The 17,255-nt window shown below is 41.4% G+C and carries 20 protein-coding genes; 17 read left to right on the forward strand and 3 right to left on the reverse strand.

All coding sequences use genetic code 11. The features are described from left to right. Positions 1-270: 270 nt before the first annotated feature. The 5 genes from leuA to rdgB all read left to right on the forward strand — a co-directional run bounded on the left by leuA (position 271) and on the right by rdgB (position 5,141). Complete coding sequence (gene leuA / locus GBI16_RS04230; protein ID WP_086209945.1) at positions 271-1,968, forward strand: 2-isopropylmalate synthase; 1,698 nt, start codon at positions 271-273, stop codon at positions 1,966-1,968. A 101-nt stretch (positions 1,969-2,069) separates the two neighbouring features. Then, on the forward strand, positions 2,070-3,230 hold the full coding sequence (locus GBI16_RS04235; protein WP_086210021.1) for a homoserine O-acetyltransferase: 1,161 nt from the start codon (positions 2,070-2,072) through the stop codon (positions 3,228-3,230). Beyond that, positions 3,230-3,823, forward strand: a complete 594-nt coding sequence (gene metW, locus GBI16_RS04240; protein ID WP_004979039.1) for a methionine biosynthesis protein MetW — start codon at positions 3,230-3,232, stop codon at positions 3,821-3,823. The genes GBI16_RS04235 and metW overlap by 1 nt, the downstream gene beginning before the upstream one ends. Further along, the gene (locus GBI16_RS04245; RefSeq protein WP_086209946.1) at positions 3,820-4,410 is read left to right on the forward strand and encodes a tetratricopeptide repeat protein; all 591 of its coding nucleotides are present in this window, start codon (positions 3,820-3,822) and stop codon (positions 4,408-4,410) included. The genes metW and GBI16_RS04245 overlap by 4 nt, the downstream gene beginning before the upstream one ends. Positions 4,411-4,514: 104 nt before the next feature. Continuing rightward, positions 4,515-5,141, forward strand: coding sequence for an RdgB/HAM1 family non-canonical purine NTP pyrophosphatase (gene rdgB, locus GBI16_RS04250; protein WP_086209947.1), 627 nt, complete (start codon positions 4,515-4,517; stop codon positions 5,139-5,141). A 58-nt stretch (positions 5,142-5,199) separates the two neighbouring features. On the opposite strand, the gene GBI16_RS04255 is transcribed toward rdgB, so the two are convergent. Next, positions 5,200-6,081 (reverse strand): permease, encoded by an 882-nt coding sequence (locus GBI16_RS04255; protein WP_086209948.1) that lies wholly within the window; start codon positions 6,079-6,081, stop codon positions 5,200-5,202. A gap of 185 nt (positions 6,082-6,266) precedes the next feature. Here GBI16_RS04255 and tatA point away from each other — a divergent pair, with 185 nt between their 5' ends. The 4 genes from tatA to GBI16_RS04275 all read left to right on the forward strand — a co-directional run bounded on the left by tatA (position 6,267) and on the right by GBI16_RS04275 (position 9,855). Beyond that, positions 6,267-6,485 carry a Sec-independent protein translocase subunit TatA gene (tatA, locus tag GBI16_RS04260; RefSeq protein ID WP_086210022.1) on the forward strand — a complete coding sequence of 73 codons (219 nt, stop codon included), beginning with the start codon at positions 6,267-6,269 and terminating at the stop codon, positions 6,483-6,485. A gap of 12 nt (positions 6,486-6,497) precedes the next feature. Further along, positions 6,498-6,920 (forward strand): Sec-independent protein translocase protein TatB, encoded by a 423-nt coding sequence (gene tatB, locus GBI16_RS04265; RefSeq protein WP_151706574.1) that lies wholly within the window; start codon positions 6,498-6,500, stop codon positions 6,918-6,920. Further along, positions 6,917-7,693, forward strand: coding sequence for a twin-arginine translocase subunit TatC (tatC, locus tag GBI16_RS04270; RefSeq protein WP_151706575.1), 777 nt, complete (start codon positions 6,917-6,919; stop codon positions 7,691-7,693). Before tatB ends, tatC begins: the two co-directional genes overlap by 4 nt. Positions 7,694-7,878: 185 nt before the next feature. After that, positions 7,879-9,855, forward strand: a complete 1,977-nt coding sequence (locus GBI16_RS04275) for a PhoX family phosphatase (RefSeq protein ID WP_151706576.1) — start codon at positions 7,879-7,881, stop codon at positions 9,853-9,855. 40 nt (positions 9,856-9,895) lie between these two features. Here the strand turns inward: GBI16_RS04275 and GBI16_RS04280 are convergent, their stop codons facing one another. After that, complete coding sequence (locus GBI16_RS04280) at positions 9,896-10,678, reverse strand: NRDE family protein (protein WP_086209952.1); 783 nt, start codon at positions 10,676-10,678, stop codon at positions 9,896-9,898. Positions 10,679-10,771: 93 nt separating this feature from the next. Between GBI16_RS04280 and lgt the strand changes: the two genes are divergently transcribed. The 3 genes from lgt to GBI16_RS04295 all read left to right on the forward strand — a co-directional run bounded on the left by lgt (position 10,772) and on the right by GBI16_RS04295 (position 12,440). Then, complete coding sequence (lgt, locus tag GBI16_RS04285; protein ID WP_110974991.1) at positions 10,772-11,584, forward strand: prolipoprotein diacylglyceryl transferase; 813 nt, start codon at positions 10,772-10,774, stop codon at positions 11,582-11,584. A 100-nt stretch (positions 11,585-11,684) separates the two neighbouring features. Next, the gene (locus tag GBI16_RS04290; protein WP_086209954.1) at positions 11,685-12,068 is read left to right on the forward strand and encodes a hypothetical protein; all 384 of its coding nucleotides are present in this window, start codon (positions 11,685-11,687) and stop codon (positions 12,066-12,068) included. A 3-nt stretch (positions 12,069-12,071) separates the two neighbouring features. Next, entirely contained in the window at positions 12,072-12,440 is a 369-nt protein-coding gene (locus tag GBI16_RS04295; RefSeq protein ID WP_151706577.1) for a hypothetical protein, read from the forward strand. A 29-nt stretch (positions 12,441-12,469) separates the two neighbouring features. Here GBI16_RS04295 and GBI16_RS04300 read toward each other — a convergent pair whose 3' ends face one another. Beyond that, the gene (locus GBI16_RS04300) at positions 12,470-12,979 is read right to left on the reverse strand and encodes a CHAP domain-containing protein (protein WP_086209956.1); all 510 of its coding nucleotides are present in this window, start codon (positions 12,977-12,979) and stop codon (positions 12,470-12,472) included. Between the two features lie 485 nt (positions 12,980-13,464). Here GBI16_RS04300 and thyA point away from each other — a divergent pair, with 485 nt between their 5' ends. The 5 genes from thyA to msrA all read left to right on the forward strand — a co-directional run bounded on the left by thyA (position 13,465) and on the right by msrA (position 17,201). Next, positions 13,465-14,307: a thymidylate synthase gene (thyA, locus tag GBI16_RS04305; protein WP_086209957.1), complete on the forward strand. Its 843-nt coding sequence runs from the start codon at positions 13,465-13,467 to the stop codon at positions 14,305-14,307. A gap of 107 nt (positions 14,308-14,414) precedes the next feature. Then, complete coding sequence (locus GBI16_RS04310) at positions 14,415-14,927, forward strand: dihydrofolate reductase (protein WP_086209958.1); 513 nt, start codon at positions 14,415-14,417, stop codon at positions 14,925-14,927. 25 nt (positions 14,928-14,952) lie between these two features. Continuing rightward, positions 14,953-16,008: a DUF4105 domain-containing protein gene (locus tag GBI16_RS04315; protein WP_404814575.1), complete on the forward strand. Its 1,056-nt coding sequence runs from the start codon at positions 14,953-14,955 to the stop codon at positions 16,006-16,008. A gap of 92 nt (positions 16,009-16,100) precedes the next feature. After that, positions 16,101-16,559, forward strand: coding sequence for an META domain-containing protein (locus GBI16_RS04320; protein WP_086209960.1), 459 nt, complete (start codon positions 16,101-16,103; stop codon positions 16,557-16,559). 114 nt (positions 16,560-16,673) lie between these two features. Continuing rightward, on the forward strand, positions 16,674-17,201 hold the full coding sequence (gene msrA / locus GBI16_RS04325) for a peptide-methionine (S)-S-oxide reductase MsrA (RefSeq protein WP_151706579.1): 528 nt from the start codon (positions 16,674-16,676) through the stop codon (positions 17,199-17,201). Positions 17,202-17,255 lie beyond the last annotated feature (54 nt).

A 17,255-nucleotide genomic window follows, 5' to 3' on the forward strand; every position in this document is an offset into this window, starting at 1 on the left:
CCCTATAGCGCCCAATAGCGGGAAATATTTTTTCAGATACGACTAAAAGCCATAAAAAAAGAAAAATCTTTTCGACTTAACTGCATTAAACTCTTCAATATAAGCTTACAAGGTTACTCACGGTAAATCTAAGTCGTATCAAACATTTATGTTTACGCACTCCCTGAAGACTCCCTTGTAAATAGAGCACATAGACACAATCTATATAAATAGTAGGTTGCTTTTTCTTACCCACTCAAATGCAACCCATACTATGTAAGGAGTTACCTCATGATGTTAGCTGATCCAAGTAAAAAATATCGTCGCATGTACCAACGTGTTGACTTGCCAGACCGTCAATGGCCAAACAACGAAATTACAAAAGCGCCTATTTGGATGAGTACTGACCTACGTGATGGTAACCAAGCAATTTTTGAACCGATGGATATGGAACAAAAATTTAAAATGTTCCAAATGTTGGTCAAAATTGGTTTCAAACACATTGAGATCGGTTTCCCTTCTGCATCTCAAATTGACTTTGACTTTACTCGCAAATTGATCGAAGAAAATCACATTCCAGACGATGTCTATATCGAAGTTTTGGTTCAAGCACGTGATCATTTGATCCAACGTACTTTTGAATCTTTAGTCGGTGCAAAACGTGCAATTGTGCATATTTATAATTCAAACGCCCCAACCTTCCGTCAAAAAGTTTTAAATGTCGATGTTGCTGGTGCGAAAAAATTAGCAGTTAATGCAGCGACCAAAGTTAAAGAATATGCAGCACAATATCCTGAAACGGAGTGGATATTCCAATACAGTCCAGAGTGTTTCTCTGCAACCGAATTAGACGTTGCAAAAGACGTGTGTGATGCAGTCACGGAAATTTGGGAAGCATCTCCAAGCAATAAAGTAATCTTAAACTTACCTGCAACAGTTGAAGTTTCAACACCGAATGTTTATGCAGACCAAGTCGAATGGATGCACCGTAACATTGAACGTCGTGATGGTGTCATCATTTCGGTACACTGTCACAACGACCGCGGCTGTGGGATTGCGGCATCAGAATTGGCGATTATGGCCGGTGCAGACCGTGTCGAAGGTTGTGTGTTTGGTAATGGCGAACGCACAGGTAATGTCGATGTTGCTGCAATTGCCTTGAACATGTATACCCAAGGCGTTACACCAAACTTAGATTTCTCAAATATTAATGAAATTATTGCAACGGTAGAAGAATGTACAGGCTTGCCTGTTCACCCTCGCCACCCTTATGCAGGTGACTTGGTCTTCACAGCGTTCTCTGGTTCACACCAAGATGCCATCAAAAAAGGCTTCGAGTTCCAAAAGAACGAAGAAATTTGGGATATGCCGTACTTACCTATCGACCCGAAAGACTTGGGTCGCGACTATGATGCTGTAATCCGCGTCAACTCACAGTCAGGTAAAGGTGGTATTGCTTACTTGTTAGAAGCAAATTACAACGTGGTCTTGCCACGTCGTATCCAAATTGAATTCTCTCAAACCGTACAAAAACGTACCGATGAGGAAGGCACTGAAATTACCGCACAAGAAATTTGGAAATTGTTCAAAGAAACCTATGTGAACACCAAAGATACACATTATTCAACCAAAAACTACCGTTTATATGACAACAACGGCAAGCAAGTGGTTGAACTTGATGTTGAAGTAAATGGTGAAACGCAGCAATTACGTGGTGAAGGCAACGGCCCGATTTCTGCAATGTTAGATGCTTTACAGTTACCAATTGATGTCTTGAGCTATGAAGAGCGTGGTATTAGTTCGGGTGCCAATGCAAAAGCACTGGCTTTGGTTGAATTACAAGTCAAAGGCACTGGCAAATCAGCCTTCGGTGCAGGTATTCACGACAACATTGTGACCTCATCTATCGAAGCGATTATTGCGTGTACCAACCGCTTAATTGATCAAGGTGTGTTAAGCACAGATCAAGTCATTGCTGCTGCGGTATAAGTATTAGCAATAATAATTAGCACTAAAATGACTTTAGAAGGATACCCTCAAGTGGTATCCTTTTGTTTATTAATCCCAAAGATTTAAGGCGTATTATTCCTGTGTCTTTTCCTGCTGACTCCGTGGGTATCGTTACTCCACAAAAGTTTACTTTTGAAGAGCCGTTAGAGCTCGAATGCGGTCGTATTCTTCCTCGTTATGAATTGATGGTTGAAACCTATGGGGAACTCAATGCAGATAAATCCAATGCGATTTTAATTTGCCATGCGCTATCAGGACATCATCACGCCGCGGGTTATCATCATGCCGATGATAAAAAACCGGGTTGGTGGGATGCTTGTATTGGCCCAGGTAAAGCGATTGATACCTCGAAATTTTTCGTGCTTGCACTGAACAATATTGGCGGTTGTAATGGTTCTACGGGTCCAACTTCGCCAAACCCTGAAAATGACAACCGCCCTTATGGCCCAGACTTTCCTTTAGTCACCGTCCGTGACTGGGTTAAAACCCAAGCCATTTTATCTGATCATCTGGGCATTCATGTCTGGAGCGCGGTGATTGGCGGTTCATTGGGTGGTATGCAAGCCTTGCAATGGTCGGTTGATTATCCTGATCGCTTGCAAAAATGCGTGATTATTGCCAGTGCGCCGAAATTATCGGCTCAGAATATTGCCTTTAACGAAGTCGCACGCCAGTCAATTTTGTCTGATCCAGACTTCCATGATGGTCGCTATCTTGAAAATGACAGCTATCCAAAACGTGGCCTAATTTTGGCACGTATGGTCGGCCATATTACCTACTTATCTGAAGAAGCCATGAAGCAGAAATTTGGTCGTGACCTAAAGTCAGGCAAATTTATGTATGGTTTCGATGTCGAGTTCCAAGTCGAAAGCTATTTGCGTTATCAAGGTGAGCAATTTAGCCGTAACTTTGATGCCAACACTTACCTGATTATGACCAAAGCTTTGGATTATTTTGATCCTGCGCGTGAGTATGAGCAGTCTTTAGTTAAAGCCATGTCACAGACCAAATGTCAGTTCCTCGTGGTGTCCTTTACCACCGACTGGCGTTTTACCCCGCAACGCTCACAAGAAATTGTGGATGCGCTGATCACCAACCACAAACCAGTGAGCTATTTAGATATCGACGCTGAACAAGGCCATGACTCATTCCTGTTCCCGATTCCTTTGTATGTAAAAGCATTACGTGCATTTCTGGGCGGTTCTGAACACCTTCAAGCAACATCTCAGGGGGCTGTGTAATGCGTATTGATCATCAACTGGCAGAAAAATGGATCAAACCTGATTCCAGCGTACTCGATTTGGGCTGTGGTGACGGTGAATTACTGGCCCATATGAGCAAAAAGCACAATATTCGCGCATATGGACTGGAAATTGATCAAGAAAAGATTGCAATTGCGGTCGGTCGCGGGTTAAATATTATCCAACAAGACTTAAACTTGGGTTTAAGCCGTTTTGCAGACCAGTCTTTTGACTATGTCGTTATGGCACAAGCCTTGCAAGCGGTAGATGCACCAGATGTTTTATTACGTGATATGGTGCGCGTAGGGAAACAGGCAATCATTACATTTCCTAACTTTGCCCACTGGAAGACCCGTTCTTTCTTGGCACTGAAAGGAATGATGCCCGTTTCTGAAGCTTTGCCGTACATGTGGTATAACACACCCAATATCCACTTATGTACTTTCCGTGATTTTGAAGCACTTTGTGCGGAAAATAACATCAGAATTATTAATCGACTCGCTGTAAATGGGGATCAACAAGATAGTTTACTCAGTAAACGTCTCCCGAATTTGTTTGGTGAAGTCGCAATTTATCGAGTGAGCGCTCTATGAAAAAACTATTCTTAAGCACGACGCTACTGGTTGGACTTTTGAGCATTCAAGCTCATGCAGATTATGTTTCCCCAACCACGTCTGTTGCGAGTCAAGCTGCACAATATTCTGTTATGGATATCAATAGCTTAATTAAAGCAGCAAAAGCAGGCCAGCCTGCTGCACAGTTCTATCTTGCAACCAAGTACCAACAAGGCAAAGACATTGCTGCAGATGAACGACAGGCTTTTGCTTGGTATAAAGCTGCTGCTGATCAAGGTCTTTCGGCGGCTCAGCTGAATGTGGGACGTATGCTTGCAGATGGTCTAGGCACCAAAAAAGATGAATCTTTAGCACGTCAATACTTTGAAAAAGCAGCCAGCCGTGGTGATAACCGCGCAAGCTTTAACTTAGCCATGATGGAAGAGCAAAAGAAAAATTATATGGGTGCTTACCAATGGTATGAACTTTCAACCCGTGATGGCATGCTCGACAATAAAGTAATCACGCTTTCTGAAGGCAAGAAAACAGCCTTGGCAGCAAACTTAACCCAAGATCAAATTCGTCAAGCACGTGACCGTGCAGACAAATGGATTCAAGCTCAATAAGCTTTTATTTCCATACTCAGCACCTTCGGGTGCTTTTTTATTGCCTATCCATGAGTAGGACTTGTTAAAATAACCGCATAATTTTTAAAGCACGGATCTTTCACATGGCATCAACTGATTGGTTATCTCAAGGCACGTTAGTCCTCGCAAGCAATAACAAAGGCAAAATTGCTGAATTTGAAAAATTATTTGCAGAACTCAACTTACCTGTCGAAGTGATTGCTCAAGGTAAATTGAATATTGAAGATGCCATTGAAGATGGTTTGAGCTTTATTGAAAATGCCATCATTAAAGCACGCCATGCCTCTAAAATTTCAGGAAAACCTGCCATTGCAGATGACTCAGGGATTTGTGTTCCAGTTTTAGGTGGTGCACCTGGGATTTACTCTGCGCGTTATGCAGGTGAACACGGCGATGATGCTGCCAATAACCAAAAACTATTGGCTGAACTCAAGCCATTGCGTAAAGACGATCAAGTGATTGAAGGCATGTTTGTATGCGTTTTAGCCTTAGTACAACATGCCGATGATCCCCTTCCTCAAATTTTCCAAGGCATTTGGAAAGGTGAAGTACTCGAAGCTGCTCGCGGTGAAAATGGGTTTGGTTATGACCCACTGTTTTGGTTACCGAACTTAGGGCTCTCAAGTGCAGAAATGAGCAAAGAAGAAAAAAATAAAATCAGCCATCGTGGTCAGGCGATGCAACTGTTTAAAGCCAGTTTGAAACACTAAAATCTAGCTTTACAATAGATCCCTCTCCTCCTTTTCAAAGATCAGGATGAGGGATTCTTTATAAACTCGGAATCAAAGCATGGATCAGTAAACCATAAGCACCAATCAATATCGCACTGGCAATCGTACCTGATGCAATGTATTTCGCAGAATGTCCTGTACCTTGATAATATGTTTCTAAAGCCACAATATTTGCCGCTGGTGGCAATAAAAAGAACATCAACATAATGGCATAAGTCAAAACCACATGCGGAATGGGTAACCAAAAATACGCCACAGTACACAATAAAACGGCAATTAACATCCGACTAAAAATCAAAACGAGACTCTGTTTTAAGTCGATCCAATGAATCCTGACTTTACTGAGCCACATGCCCAAAACACACATCCCTGAAAACGTCACCAAAACTTTATTTAACTGATACAGAAACTGAATCACTGGATGATGTTCCCACAGACTTAAATCCCAAACTGACAGTAAAGCGGCGACACAAAGCGCAACTACAGGCGGAGAAAGCAGGACATTTTTTAAAATAAACTTTGGATCTTGCTTGGTTTCACTCACTGCAATTACGGCACAAATATTACCAAAAAGTGACCCTCCAATATACAAAGCGACAATCGTGCTACTGGCTTCGGGACCAAATATCGCCAAGGCAAATGGAAAACCCAACCATGCGCCATTTAAATAACTCAAGCACAGTACACGTAATTTATCTTTAAGCATGGCATAAAAGATAACAAAGAAAAAAATAGAGCTAAAAAAGCTAAATGCAATCAGCCACAGACTTCCCTCTTTGTAAAACACCATGTTGTAGATAATGACAACAGGAATCAGCAAACGTGCCAATAATGAAGCTAAAAGTGCACGAAACGATTTTAGCTTTTCGGCTCCCCAGTACCCGATCAGAAATGAAATGAGAGGAAGAATGAGCGCCATTGAGTTATTTTTTCATATAGAGAAAGGCTAAATCCTAGCACAGTCATAACGATCCAATAGGTGAAAGTTCACTTTTCTAAATGTCTTTTTATCGCATGTTGTCTTGAAACTGAAATATGACCGTCACCTCCATGTCATACAAGCCTGTTGATATAGGGAAAATGAAAAATGATGAGGAACGACCCATGGCGGGATTATCAATTTGGCATGTACTAATTTTTGCAATTGTTGTGATTCTTCTTTTTGGTACAGCCAAACTCAAAAACTTAGGTAAAGACGTTGGTGGTGCTGTAAAAGACTTTAAAAAGTCGATTCGAGATGATGAAACAGAACAGGCACAGTTAAATGAGCCAAAAACAATTGATGCTCATGTCAAAAGTACAGAAAGTACGATCAAAAGCTAAGCGAGCATTGCCATGCTAAATGTCGGTATTACAGAACTATTATGCTTCGCTATTGTTGCATTATTAGTTTTAGGTCCTGAAAAGCTACCTGAAGCGGCACGCTTTGCAGCCAAATGGTATGGCAAAGCCAAACGCTTTATCAATAGTGTTCAAACAGAAGTCGATCGTGAGCTGAAGCTTTCTGAATTTCGTCAAGAAATCCAAAAAGAAATTGAACGCATGACTGAGTTGGAACAGCGTCTACAAAAGCAGCTTGATCATCTCAGTCAATCTGCTCCAACGGTCAAAGTTGAAAATGCAATAACCTATAAATATCAGTGGCTAGCCCCTTCTCCTTTAGCCCCATTTTCAATCAACCATCTTAAACAACATGCTACACCTATGCCCAACGCAGCGAATGTACCTATCCAACCTGAATTGAAGATCGCAGTATGAATCAAGTGTCAACAAGGCCCGACTCAAGCACAGGCCAAGATGAACAATTAGAACAAATGCCTGTCATGCAGCACTTAATTGTACTGCGTAAGTACCTATTTAAAATTGTTGGTATTACCCTGTTGTTGTTTTTTTGCCTACTGCCATTTCGTAATACAACCTATCAATTGCTATCAGAGCCATTACGCCAACAACTCCCCGTCAACTCCACCATGATTGCGACAGATGTCACAGCAACATTTATGGCGCCATTTAAATTAAATTTATTTGTTGCGCTGATGTTGGCTATGCCAGTTATCATCTATTTACTTTGGTCATTTGTTCGACCCGCACTGTATGAGAAAGAGCGTTTTTTGGCCATTCCTTTGCTCGTAGGGAGTATTGCACTGTTTTATATTGGCGTAGCCTTCGCCTATTTCATTACCCTTCCAGCCATATTACATTTTTTTATCAGTGTCTCACCTGAAAGTGTTGCACCGATGACAGATATCAATAGTTATCTCAGTTTTTGCCTGAAACTTTTTTTAGTGTTTGGACTCACTTTTGAAATTCCAATTATTACCCTCATCCTGGTTTTAATTGGTGTGGTTAGCACTCAAAGTTTGGCTGAAAAGCGTCGCTTTATCGTAGTCGGATGCTTTTTCATTGCCATGTTTGTCACACCTCCTGATGCACTTTCGATGATTATGCTTGCAGTACCAATGTGGTTATTATTTGAAGTTGGTTTATTTTTCGGAAAACTATTAGAAAAAAGAAAAACTATAAGCCACTAAAGCTTAAAAAGAATCAGTTTCTCTTCTCTTTCCTCCAACACTGTATGGAGGATTTTTCATTTGTAATTTAAAGCATCATCCTATCAACTTCTGTCTTTAAATTGACCCAAAACTGTAAATAAAACGTCATTTGCGCTTCCTACAATCTAGCTCAACTTACTTACAATTATTGATATGGACTTACTATGACAGCCACAACAAATCAGCCAAGTCGTCGTGATCTTTTAAAATGGTTTGCGGGAATTCCTTTTTTACCGCTTGGGGCAATGACAACCGCAGCAGCATTAAGCGGTTGTAATGACAGCGACAACGAAACCAATGTAACACCACCAGTGACAAAACCTGCAAACTTAAAAACAGCAACATTTACAGCAATGGCAGCACCGATTGTAATTGCTGACCGTGCTAAAACTTCGGTCAGCTCAAAACTCAAAATCGACTGGGATGACTCGACCAGTTCAGAGTACCAACTCGGCTATCAAAGCTTTTTTGAAACGGGTAATACAGTGCCTAAATGGGGCGGTGGTGAAATCATTGCTGGGGGCTATTTTAATGCCAAAGGTGAAGCCATTATGGATACATCTGTTCCAAGCTCACCACGCCAATTCTTTTCAGACTGCCCAGATGGCTCATCACTGATCCATTTAGAAGGTGCTCAGGTTGAAGGTGTAAGCAATCCAGTGTTCCATGTGGTGCAATTTGAATATGCATCCCTAAACTTAGCTGGCGTGAGCGAGTATGGCAACTTACCCTCCCCAATCGCGATTTTAACGCTAGACCAAAACCAAACGACAGGCCATTTAGAGCTTAAAAAATACTTTAATGTTGATACATCGGCAGTTCATGGACTATGGATCACGTGTGGTGCAAGTCTGTCGCCGTGGAACACACATTTATCGAGCGAAGAATATGAACCTGATGCATTTGAACAAGGTATTGGCGGGCCAAGTCCAAAAGGAATCAGCAAAAACTTCTTTGGGGATGAAACAGTCGCTAAACCATATAACTATGGTCATTTACCTGAGGTGATTGTCAACAAAGATGGTAGCGGTAGCATTGTAAAACACTTCTGCATGGGGCGTATCTCGCATGAGCTTGTACATGTTATGCCTGATAACCGTACCGTGATTATGGGCGATGACTACACCAACGGCGGTTTCTTTATGTTCATTGCCGATGTCGCAAAAGATTTGTCGGCTGGTAAGCTTTATGTCGCTCAATATGTATCTGAACTGACAGAGAGTAGTACAGGTCAAATCAAATGGATTGAACTTGGTCATGCAACCAGTCAAGAAATTGAAAACATGGTCAATGTTAACAATATTCAACCTAGCGATATTATGGAAAGTTTAACCACCAATCCAAATGACACGTCATACACCGAAATTATTTTAGCCAAGAAGAAACTTTGGGTAAAAGTAAAACCAGGTATGGAAAAAGCAGCAGCCTTCCTTGAAACCCACCGTTATGCAGCACTCAAAGGAGGCAGTATGGCCTTCACCAAGATGGAAGGCACCACCATCAACATTAAGGATAAAGTGGCATATTCTGCTTTAGCCAACATTCAAGATTCAATGATCAAAGACAATGCGGCATGGGTTGCTGCGCACAATGTTTCATTTACGAAAAAAATCACCGCAGGTGGCGTGCTGGCACATGATTTAACAACAGGACAGAACACAACCGATGGTCAACCAATCGACAGTGAGTGGGTTCCACATCAATCTAAAATGTTATTGATGGGTGAAGACATCACAGTAGATAGTTTAGGCAACACTGCAAATCCAGATAAAATCGCAAGCCCTGACAACTTAAAGTTCTCTGAAACGCTACGTACGTTGTTCATTGGTGAAGACAGTGGGAACCACCCAAATAACTTCCTATGGGCATATAACGTTGATACCAAAGCAGATCCTGTACGTTTACTCTCGACCCCTGCTGGTGCAGAGTCAACTGGTTTACATGCGGTAGACTCTGTGAATGGTTGGACTTATATCATGAGCAATTTCCAGCATGCGGGTGATATGAAGAGCTTATCAGCAGATTTGAAAGCCGCAACCTTAGCCAATTACAATAATGGCTATAGTGCAAGTGTGGGTTATTTAACAGCAGACTTGATGCCATCTATTGAAAAGAAAAAGACTGAAACCAAAGCCTCTTAAAACCGACCTTAAAAAAATGCCGACAACGAGTCGGCATTTTTTAAGTCTTAACGACTACCCTCTGCTCAGTAATAAGCCCTTTCAACTCGCCCTGTTGCTGCTTTTCCAGCCAAGAGCAATGTTCATGAGTCATGCGCAGGAAGTTAGAGCAACGTGTGCCATAAATTGGGCTTTGAATAAAAGTCGAAGACAATAACTCCTCCATGTCCTGACTAATCCCCGTTTGTGGTAACAAGTCGGGGATAATCTTACGCTCATCTTCCAAAATATCCCATGCAGCCATCTCCACATCACTTTGTAAAATATGACTTTGTTGCAACATTGGTAAAAACTCTTGAGTAAAGCGTTTGCGTAAATGTTTGGTCTTCTCCCAATGTTCGGTCATTAAACCATTTGACACTACATATACGCCTTTAGGCAAAATCTGTGGTGCCTCACCACGATTACTCATATAAACAGCTTGATGACGATCCCCCATAAACAAGTTAAAGCCCGCATAGTCACATTGTTGTTTCTCTAAGTCTTGTGCAAAACGAATTGGCGTTTGTTCCGACTCTAAAAAAGATTGAATCAAATGCCCACGAGATGTGGGATAACTGGTTTGATCACGACCATCACGAAAGTTAGTCAAAACCGCCCAGCGCCCTGTGGGTGTAATACCCATCCACGTACCACCAGACTGCAAATCTTGCCCTGCAATAATCGGACTATTTTCCCACTGTTTTAAAGGACTCGAAGGACGCTGATAGAACTCATCTCGATTTGAAATCAAACACAATGGCAGATCATCCAAGACCTGCCATGCAATTGCCACAATGCACATAAACGATACTCATCATCTTTACACATTGAATGTACAACATTTTTCATCTCTTTCAGCTAAAATCTGTTCAAAACATAATGACTAGGAATATGCATGCTGACCTATCCAAATATTGACCCCGTCGCAATAGCACTTGGCCCTTTACAAGTCCATTGGTACGGACTGATGTATTTATTGGCCTTTTTGTTTGCTTGGGGACTGGCAAGCTATCGCGCTAAAGAGCGTGGCTGGACACCCGACATGGTCTCTGATCTGATTTTTTACGGTGCTCTCGGTGTAGTGATTGGTGGTCGTGTCGGTTACGTCCTCTTTTATGGTTTTGAGCAGTTCCTTGCCAATCCGATTTGGCTATTCCAAGTCTGGACAGGCGGCATGAGTTTCCATGGCGGCTTCTTAGGTGTAATGCTTGCCATGCTGTTCTGGTGTAAGAAGTACGCCATGACATGGTTCCAAACCCTCGACTTCATTGCTCCCTGTGTACCTACAGGTCTTATGTTTGGACGCTTTGGTAACTTTATTGGTGGGGAACTCTATGGACGCCCTGTAAGCGACCCGAACTTTGCGCTCGGCATGATCTTTCCAACCGACCCATTACAACTGGTTCGTCACCCCTCTCAACTCTATCAAGCCTTTTTTGAAGGCTTACTGCTGTTCATCGTCTTGTGGTGGTTCAGCTCAAAACCACGTCCACGTATGGCTGTGTCTGCCCTCTTCCTGATTGGTTATGGTATAGCGCGTTTCATCGTCGAATTCTTCCGGGAACCAGACAATGGTCAACTGTTCATCGCATGGATGAGTAAAGGTCAGTTCCTTAGCCTACCAATGATCTTGGTCGGAATCTGGATGATGTGGTATGCCTACCAAAAGAAAATCTATGATTGGGGTCCACAAAAGAACAATGGTTAATTAACCGCTATGATTCAATATTGGGGGCATCATCGCCCCCTTTTTTATGGCTAAATTATGCTAAAGTGGTGCTTATCTCAGTTTAAAATACATCATCCCCATGCTTGAATTTTGGTTTAATCCCTCGATTTCTGTTCTAAAAAAATTATTTATTTTTGTCGCGATTGCGATCGTAACAGGCCTATTGTATTGGATGGAACCATTGCGTCTTGATGCAGTCTTGATGTTCTTGGGCACAGGGATTATTTTTCTGATTTGTCGTTATTGTAAAATTCATTTTGCAGGGAAAAATCCTACAGGTTTTTTATATCGCTTACTCACATGGATTCCGATTGCTCTACTCTTAGCATTGATTTTTATGAATATTAAAGATGGCGAGCTCCTTATTCCTGGTGCACAAGGTGTGGGCTTTATGGCATTAGGTATTTGCTTATTCTCACCCTTATCTCTTTTGCATAACAACACTGCATCTGAGTCCAAATAAACCATGTTGAATTTTTGGTATTCTGAACGCTGTACCCGTCAAATTAAACTGATCGTGTCTATTGCAACTTGTGTGATGATTTTTATGGCAGCACAAATTCAGCAGCTTGGCACGATTTTTATTGGTTTGAGTCTAGTGATTGGTATTACAACGCATCTGTTACGCCTTATCCCATTGAGAATGGTACCAGATCACCCTTATCGTGAAGGTTTTTCACGCTTAGTGACATTCTTTCCCGTCATTGCACTGATTTGCTTAATCGGCTATTTACCTCATCAGCATAAAATCGTGCTTGCGCTTCAGTGTATCGGCTTTAGCGGAATTGGTTTATTTTTAGTGTCAATCTATGCACAACGCGAAAGAAGATTTTAAGCAGAATATTGGAGGGATATTTATATCCTTTAATCCATTCGATAGTAGCTATAGTTCACATTCTGATTACGGTAAACTGCATAACCACTTTGTTTAAAGTCTGAAACCCAGCCATTACCTGAATAAGCGGCAATATGTCCATAACGATTTTTTGCAGTCCGGTCAATAATATAGATATCGCCTTTTTTAGGCTGATCAAAAGACAGGTTGATTTTGCGGTAGCCAATACTGGTTAAGGTTCTCCCCCAATCCGCCGCAGCAACAGGATGATTTTTAAACTGAGCACCCGCAGACTCTAGACCTAAGCGAATGCTTTTCGCACATTTCTGAGTACTGGTTTGACGAGTAATATTTTTTAGAAACCCCGTAAATTTTTCAATATCTACGCGTTGATTACTATTGATTGCTCTTTCTCTTGCCTTCTTCGAGGTCAGGATTTCAGAAGCTGTAACGTTTCTCTCTGACTGGGAACGTATTATGATATTGGTTTGCGCAGGCGCATAGACTTCGTTCATATTCACGTTTTGATCATAAGGCATACTAAAACCAACACTCCTCCCAATCATCAGGGTCTTACATCTTTTCGAGTTGGAAATACTAACCGCTCAGCATTGAACTTTCATGTTCTAAATGTAATATTTTTTTTCAAAGAACCAAGCCACTTTTCTAAAGTTCTATTTTCACTGTATTTTTTGAAATAAAGATTCATTTAAAAAATTAATTATCAAACAATCTATCAGTTAAAAGTCTCCTGTGGGCTATCATTTTTCGCTCAAATTTCCTGCATATTGAACTCTATATAGATCCAAATGAGTACGTCTTGCGGCACAAAAATAGCTATATTCTTTGGTTTCAACCCTGAAGAAAACCTCACATTGAAGCATCAGAATCCTTTTTAATGGCAAAAAGTGAAGCATGCCAAAACAGCAAATAATCGCACTAAGCTCAAATCCCGCGAAGTTCCATCCTCAGTAAAAAACAGCTAGAATGCGCATAAGTGATTACCCAAAAATATGAGAGAAATATGCGTCAATATTTGGACCTTTTACAACACATCCTCGACAACGGTGGCGACAAAGGCGACCGTACTGGTACGGGAACGCGGTCTGTCTTTGGTCATCAAATGCGCTTTGATCTTTCTAAAGGCTTTCCTTTATTAACCACTAAAAAAGTGCACTTTCGTTCGATCGTAATTGAACTGTTGTGGTTTTTAAAAGGGGATACCAATGTTCAGTATTTAAAAGACCATAAAGTTTCTATTTGGGATGAATGGTCTACCGCAGAACAAACTGCACGTTTCGGTCGCCCAGAAGGCGAATTAGGGCCTGTCTATGGTCATCAATGGCGTAACTTCGGCGCAACGAAAAAAGCCGATGGTCTATATGAACAAGATGGTTTTGACCAAATTACTTGGTTAGTGAATGAAATTAAGACCAATCCCAATTCACGCCGTTTGATTGTATCGGGTTGGAATCCACAAGAAGCAGGGCAAGTTGCTCTTCCTCCGTGCCATACCCTCTTCCAGTTTTTTGTCCATAACGGCAAACTGTCTTGTCAGCTCTATCAGCGCAGTGCAGATGTATTTTTAGGTGTGCCTTTTAATATTGCCAGTTATGCGCTCCTTACCCACATGATCGCGCAAGTCTGTGGTTTAGAGGTTGGTGACTTTGTCTGGACGGGTGGTGATACGCATTTGTATACCAACCATTTTGAGCAAGCGAAGCTTCAGTTAAGCCGTGACCCTTTAGGACTGTGCCAACTGCAACTCAATCCAGAAGTTAAAGATATTTTCGACTTCAAGTTTGAAGATATTGAAATCGTTGGTTATGAGTCGCACCCAGGGATTAAAGCTCCTGTTGCTGTTTAAACAGACTCATTGAATCTCGCTCAATCAGCGAGATTCGCATTTATAAAGAGATATTCTTCCTCTGCTTGAGGAAAAATAAATAATAAAACTTCACATTCGAGCACCTTATGGCCTTTCAAAACTTAGAAGTTGTACATGTCGTTGCCATGGATCAACAGCGTTGCATTGGTAAAGGCAATGACCTGCCTTGGCACATTTCCGCTGACCTCAAACACTTCAAAGAAATTACGCAAGGTGGTGTCGTCATCATGGGACGTAAAACACTGGAGTCTATGGGGCGTGTTTTACCTAAACGTGTCAATTGGGTGATTACTCGCGACAGCACTTGGTCATTTGAAGGAACCAAAGTGGCATATAGTATCGAAGAGGCTTTAACACAAGCTGTTGCGGATGTTCAAGCATCAGAAAAGCCGAATAGCCTTTACATCATTGGAGGTGGTGAAATTTTTAAACAAACCATCGACATTGCTGATCGTTTAGAACTCACGCATGTTGAGCTCAATGTGCAAGGTGATGCGTACTATCCTACCATTCCGTCAACATTTAAAAAAGTCGCGTCAGAACAACATATTGATGACAAAACAGGGATTGCATTTGAGTTCGCAACCTATCAAAAATAAAGCATATTCTTCTTGCTAAAACATGATGCAGAACATGACAAATAAAGAATTTTGGCGAACGCTAGGTTTTGGATTAATTCACACCCTGTTTAGTATTTTTGTTTTGCTCAGTTCTATTTGGCTATGTTTTGCACTTTGGATTCAAGAGCCTTTCGGCTGGCTCATTAGTCGTATTTTGATTGGAACATGGATTGCTTTTGCACTCAGCGTATTAGGCATCTACATTAGTCACAACTTTTTTGGCCGCCGCCGCGATATTGTTATTTATATTCTTAGTTTTTTACTGAGCTTATCTTGGTATTTTGGTTTAGAGGCCCGCCAAGATCGTGACTGGAACCCAGAAGTCGCTAAAATTTTGTCCTATGAAAAACAAGGCGACCTTGTCACCTTACACAATGTTCGTAATTTCACTTGGCATTCAGATGGCTCATATACTGAACAGTGGGATACACGTAGTTTTGATTTGAATCAAATTACAGGTGTCAACATCATCACCTCCTACTGGATGGGACCGCAAATCGCGCATACTCTCGTCAGTTTTGACTTTGCCAATACTGCACCACTCACATTTTCTATTGAAATTCGTAAAGAAAAAAATGAAGAATTTTCAGCCATCGGTGGTTTTTTTAGAAAATATGAGTTGAGTTTAATCGCCTCAGACGAACATGATATTGTGTATACCCGCAGTAATATTCGTCATGAACAGGTTTATTTTTTTCCCATTCGCCTTGGACAGTCTGAAAGCAAAGCACTGTTCGCCGAGTATTTACGTAAGGTGGATGAGTTAGCCGAACATCCTAAATGGTATAACACCCTCACCAGTAATTGCACAACCTTGGTGTTTGATATGGTTCAAGCCATTTCCCAAGAGCAATGGCCAACAGACTATCGTATTTTAGCCTCGGGTTATTTGCCGAATTATCTATATGATTTAGGGGCGATCAGCCCACAATGGGATATGAAAACGTGGTATCAAAAAGCCCATATTAATCCACGTGTAAACAGTCATACACCTTTAACCAGTTCACAGTACTCTCAACTGATCCGCCAAGGTTTACCTGTTGACCAAACAGGTAAATAGATACAACCAAAAGTCATCAAGTTAAAACTAGCAATTCAAAACAAAATTTGCTTTGATAGTTCTCAGCATACATCACAATAAGAGTCTGACCCATGTTAAAAAAACTGATTGCAAGCAGTCTTTTAGCGAGTAGCTTAATTATGTCTGGCTGCCAAACTACACCTGCCCCATCCGATACCATTGAAATAGCCAATATTCAACAACTCCAGCAAAGGGCTTGGATTTTGACACAGATTGGCAATACTGAAATTAAAACAGCGCCAAATGAACGTAACATCCCAAGCCTTCAATTTTCAGCAGATAACCGCATCAGCGGGGCAGATGGCTGTAATCGTATTATGGGTAGCTATACCGTAGGACGCGATACGCTCACCTTGAGCCAACTCGCAACTACACGTATGGCTTGTTTAAACAACAGTACAGTTCCACAACAATTTCAGGAGGCACTTGCAAAAGTGACTCATTACCAAGTGTTTGGCAAGACGCTGAAACTACTCGATCGACATGGCAACTTGTTGCTACAGTTTGGTTCAGCGATTCAACCACGTTAAATCGTTGCTAAGAAAAGCCTGTAAACACAGGCTTTTTTAATCCGTAGCGAACAACATTGTAGTGAACCAATCTGCCCTGATATCAACAGATATAAACACAATTAGGATTTTAAAATGCAACAGGCACTTTTTGGCGGTGGATGTTTTTGGTGTGTAGAAGCTGTGTATTTAGAGCTTCAAGGCATACATAAAGTGACCAGTGGTTATGCAGGTGGACATACCAATAACCCAACCTATGAAGACATTTGTCGTGGCGATACCAATCATGCAGAAGTCATTTTGATTGACTTTGATGAAACGCAAATCAGCTATGCGCAATTGCTCGATGTGTTTTTTGCCACCCATGACCCAACAACACTTAACCGTCAAGGTAACGATATTGGAACACAATACCGTTCTGTCATTTATTATTTTGACGATGTTCAACGTGCTGTAGCGGAACAGGCGATTGCTGACTTAAAAGCTGAAGGTCTCGATATTGTAACGGAACTCAGCCCAGTACCAACCTTCTATGCCGCAGAGGATTATCATCAGAATTTTTATGCACGGAATCCATCCCAAGGTTATTGCAACTTTGCTATCCCCCCAAAACTCATGAAACTCCGTTCTAAGTTTCAGGCTTTATTGAAAGACAGCAAATAACTCAATAACTGACCATAAAAAAAGCGACTTCAAGAGTCGCTTTTTTTATCATCT

It is taken from the genome of Acinetobacter sp. TUM15064 (assembly GCF_008980265.1).
GTDB lineage: Bacteria > Pseudomonadota > Gammaproteobacteria > Pseudomonadales > Moraxellaceae > Acinetobacter.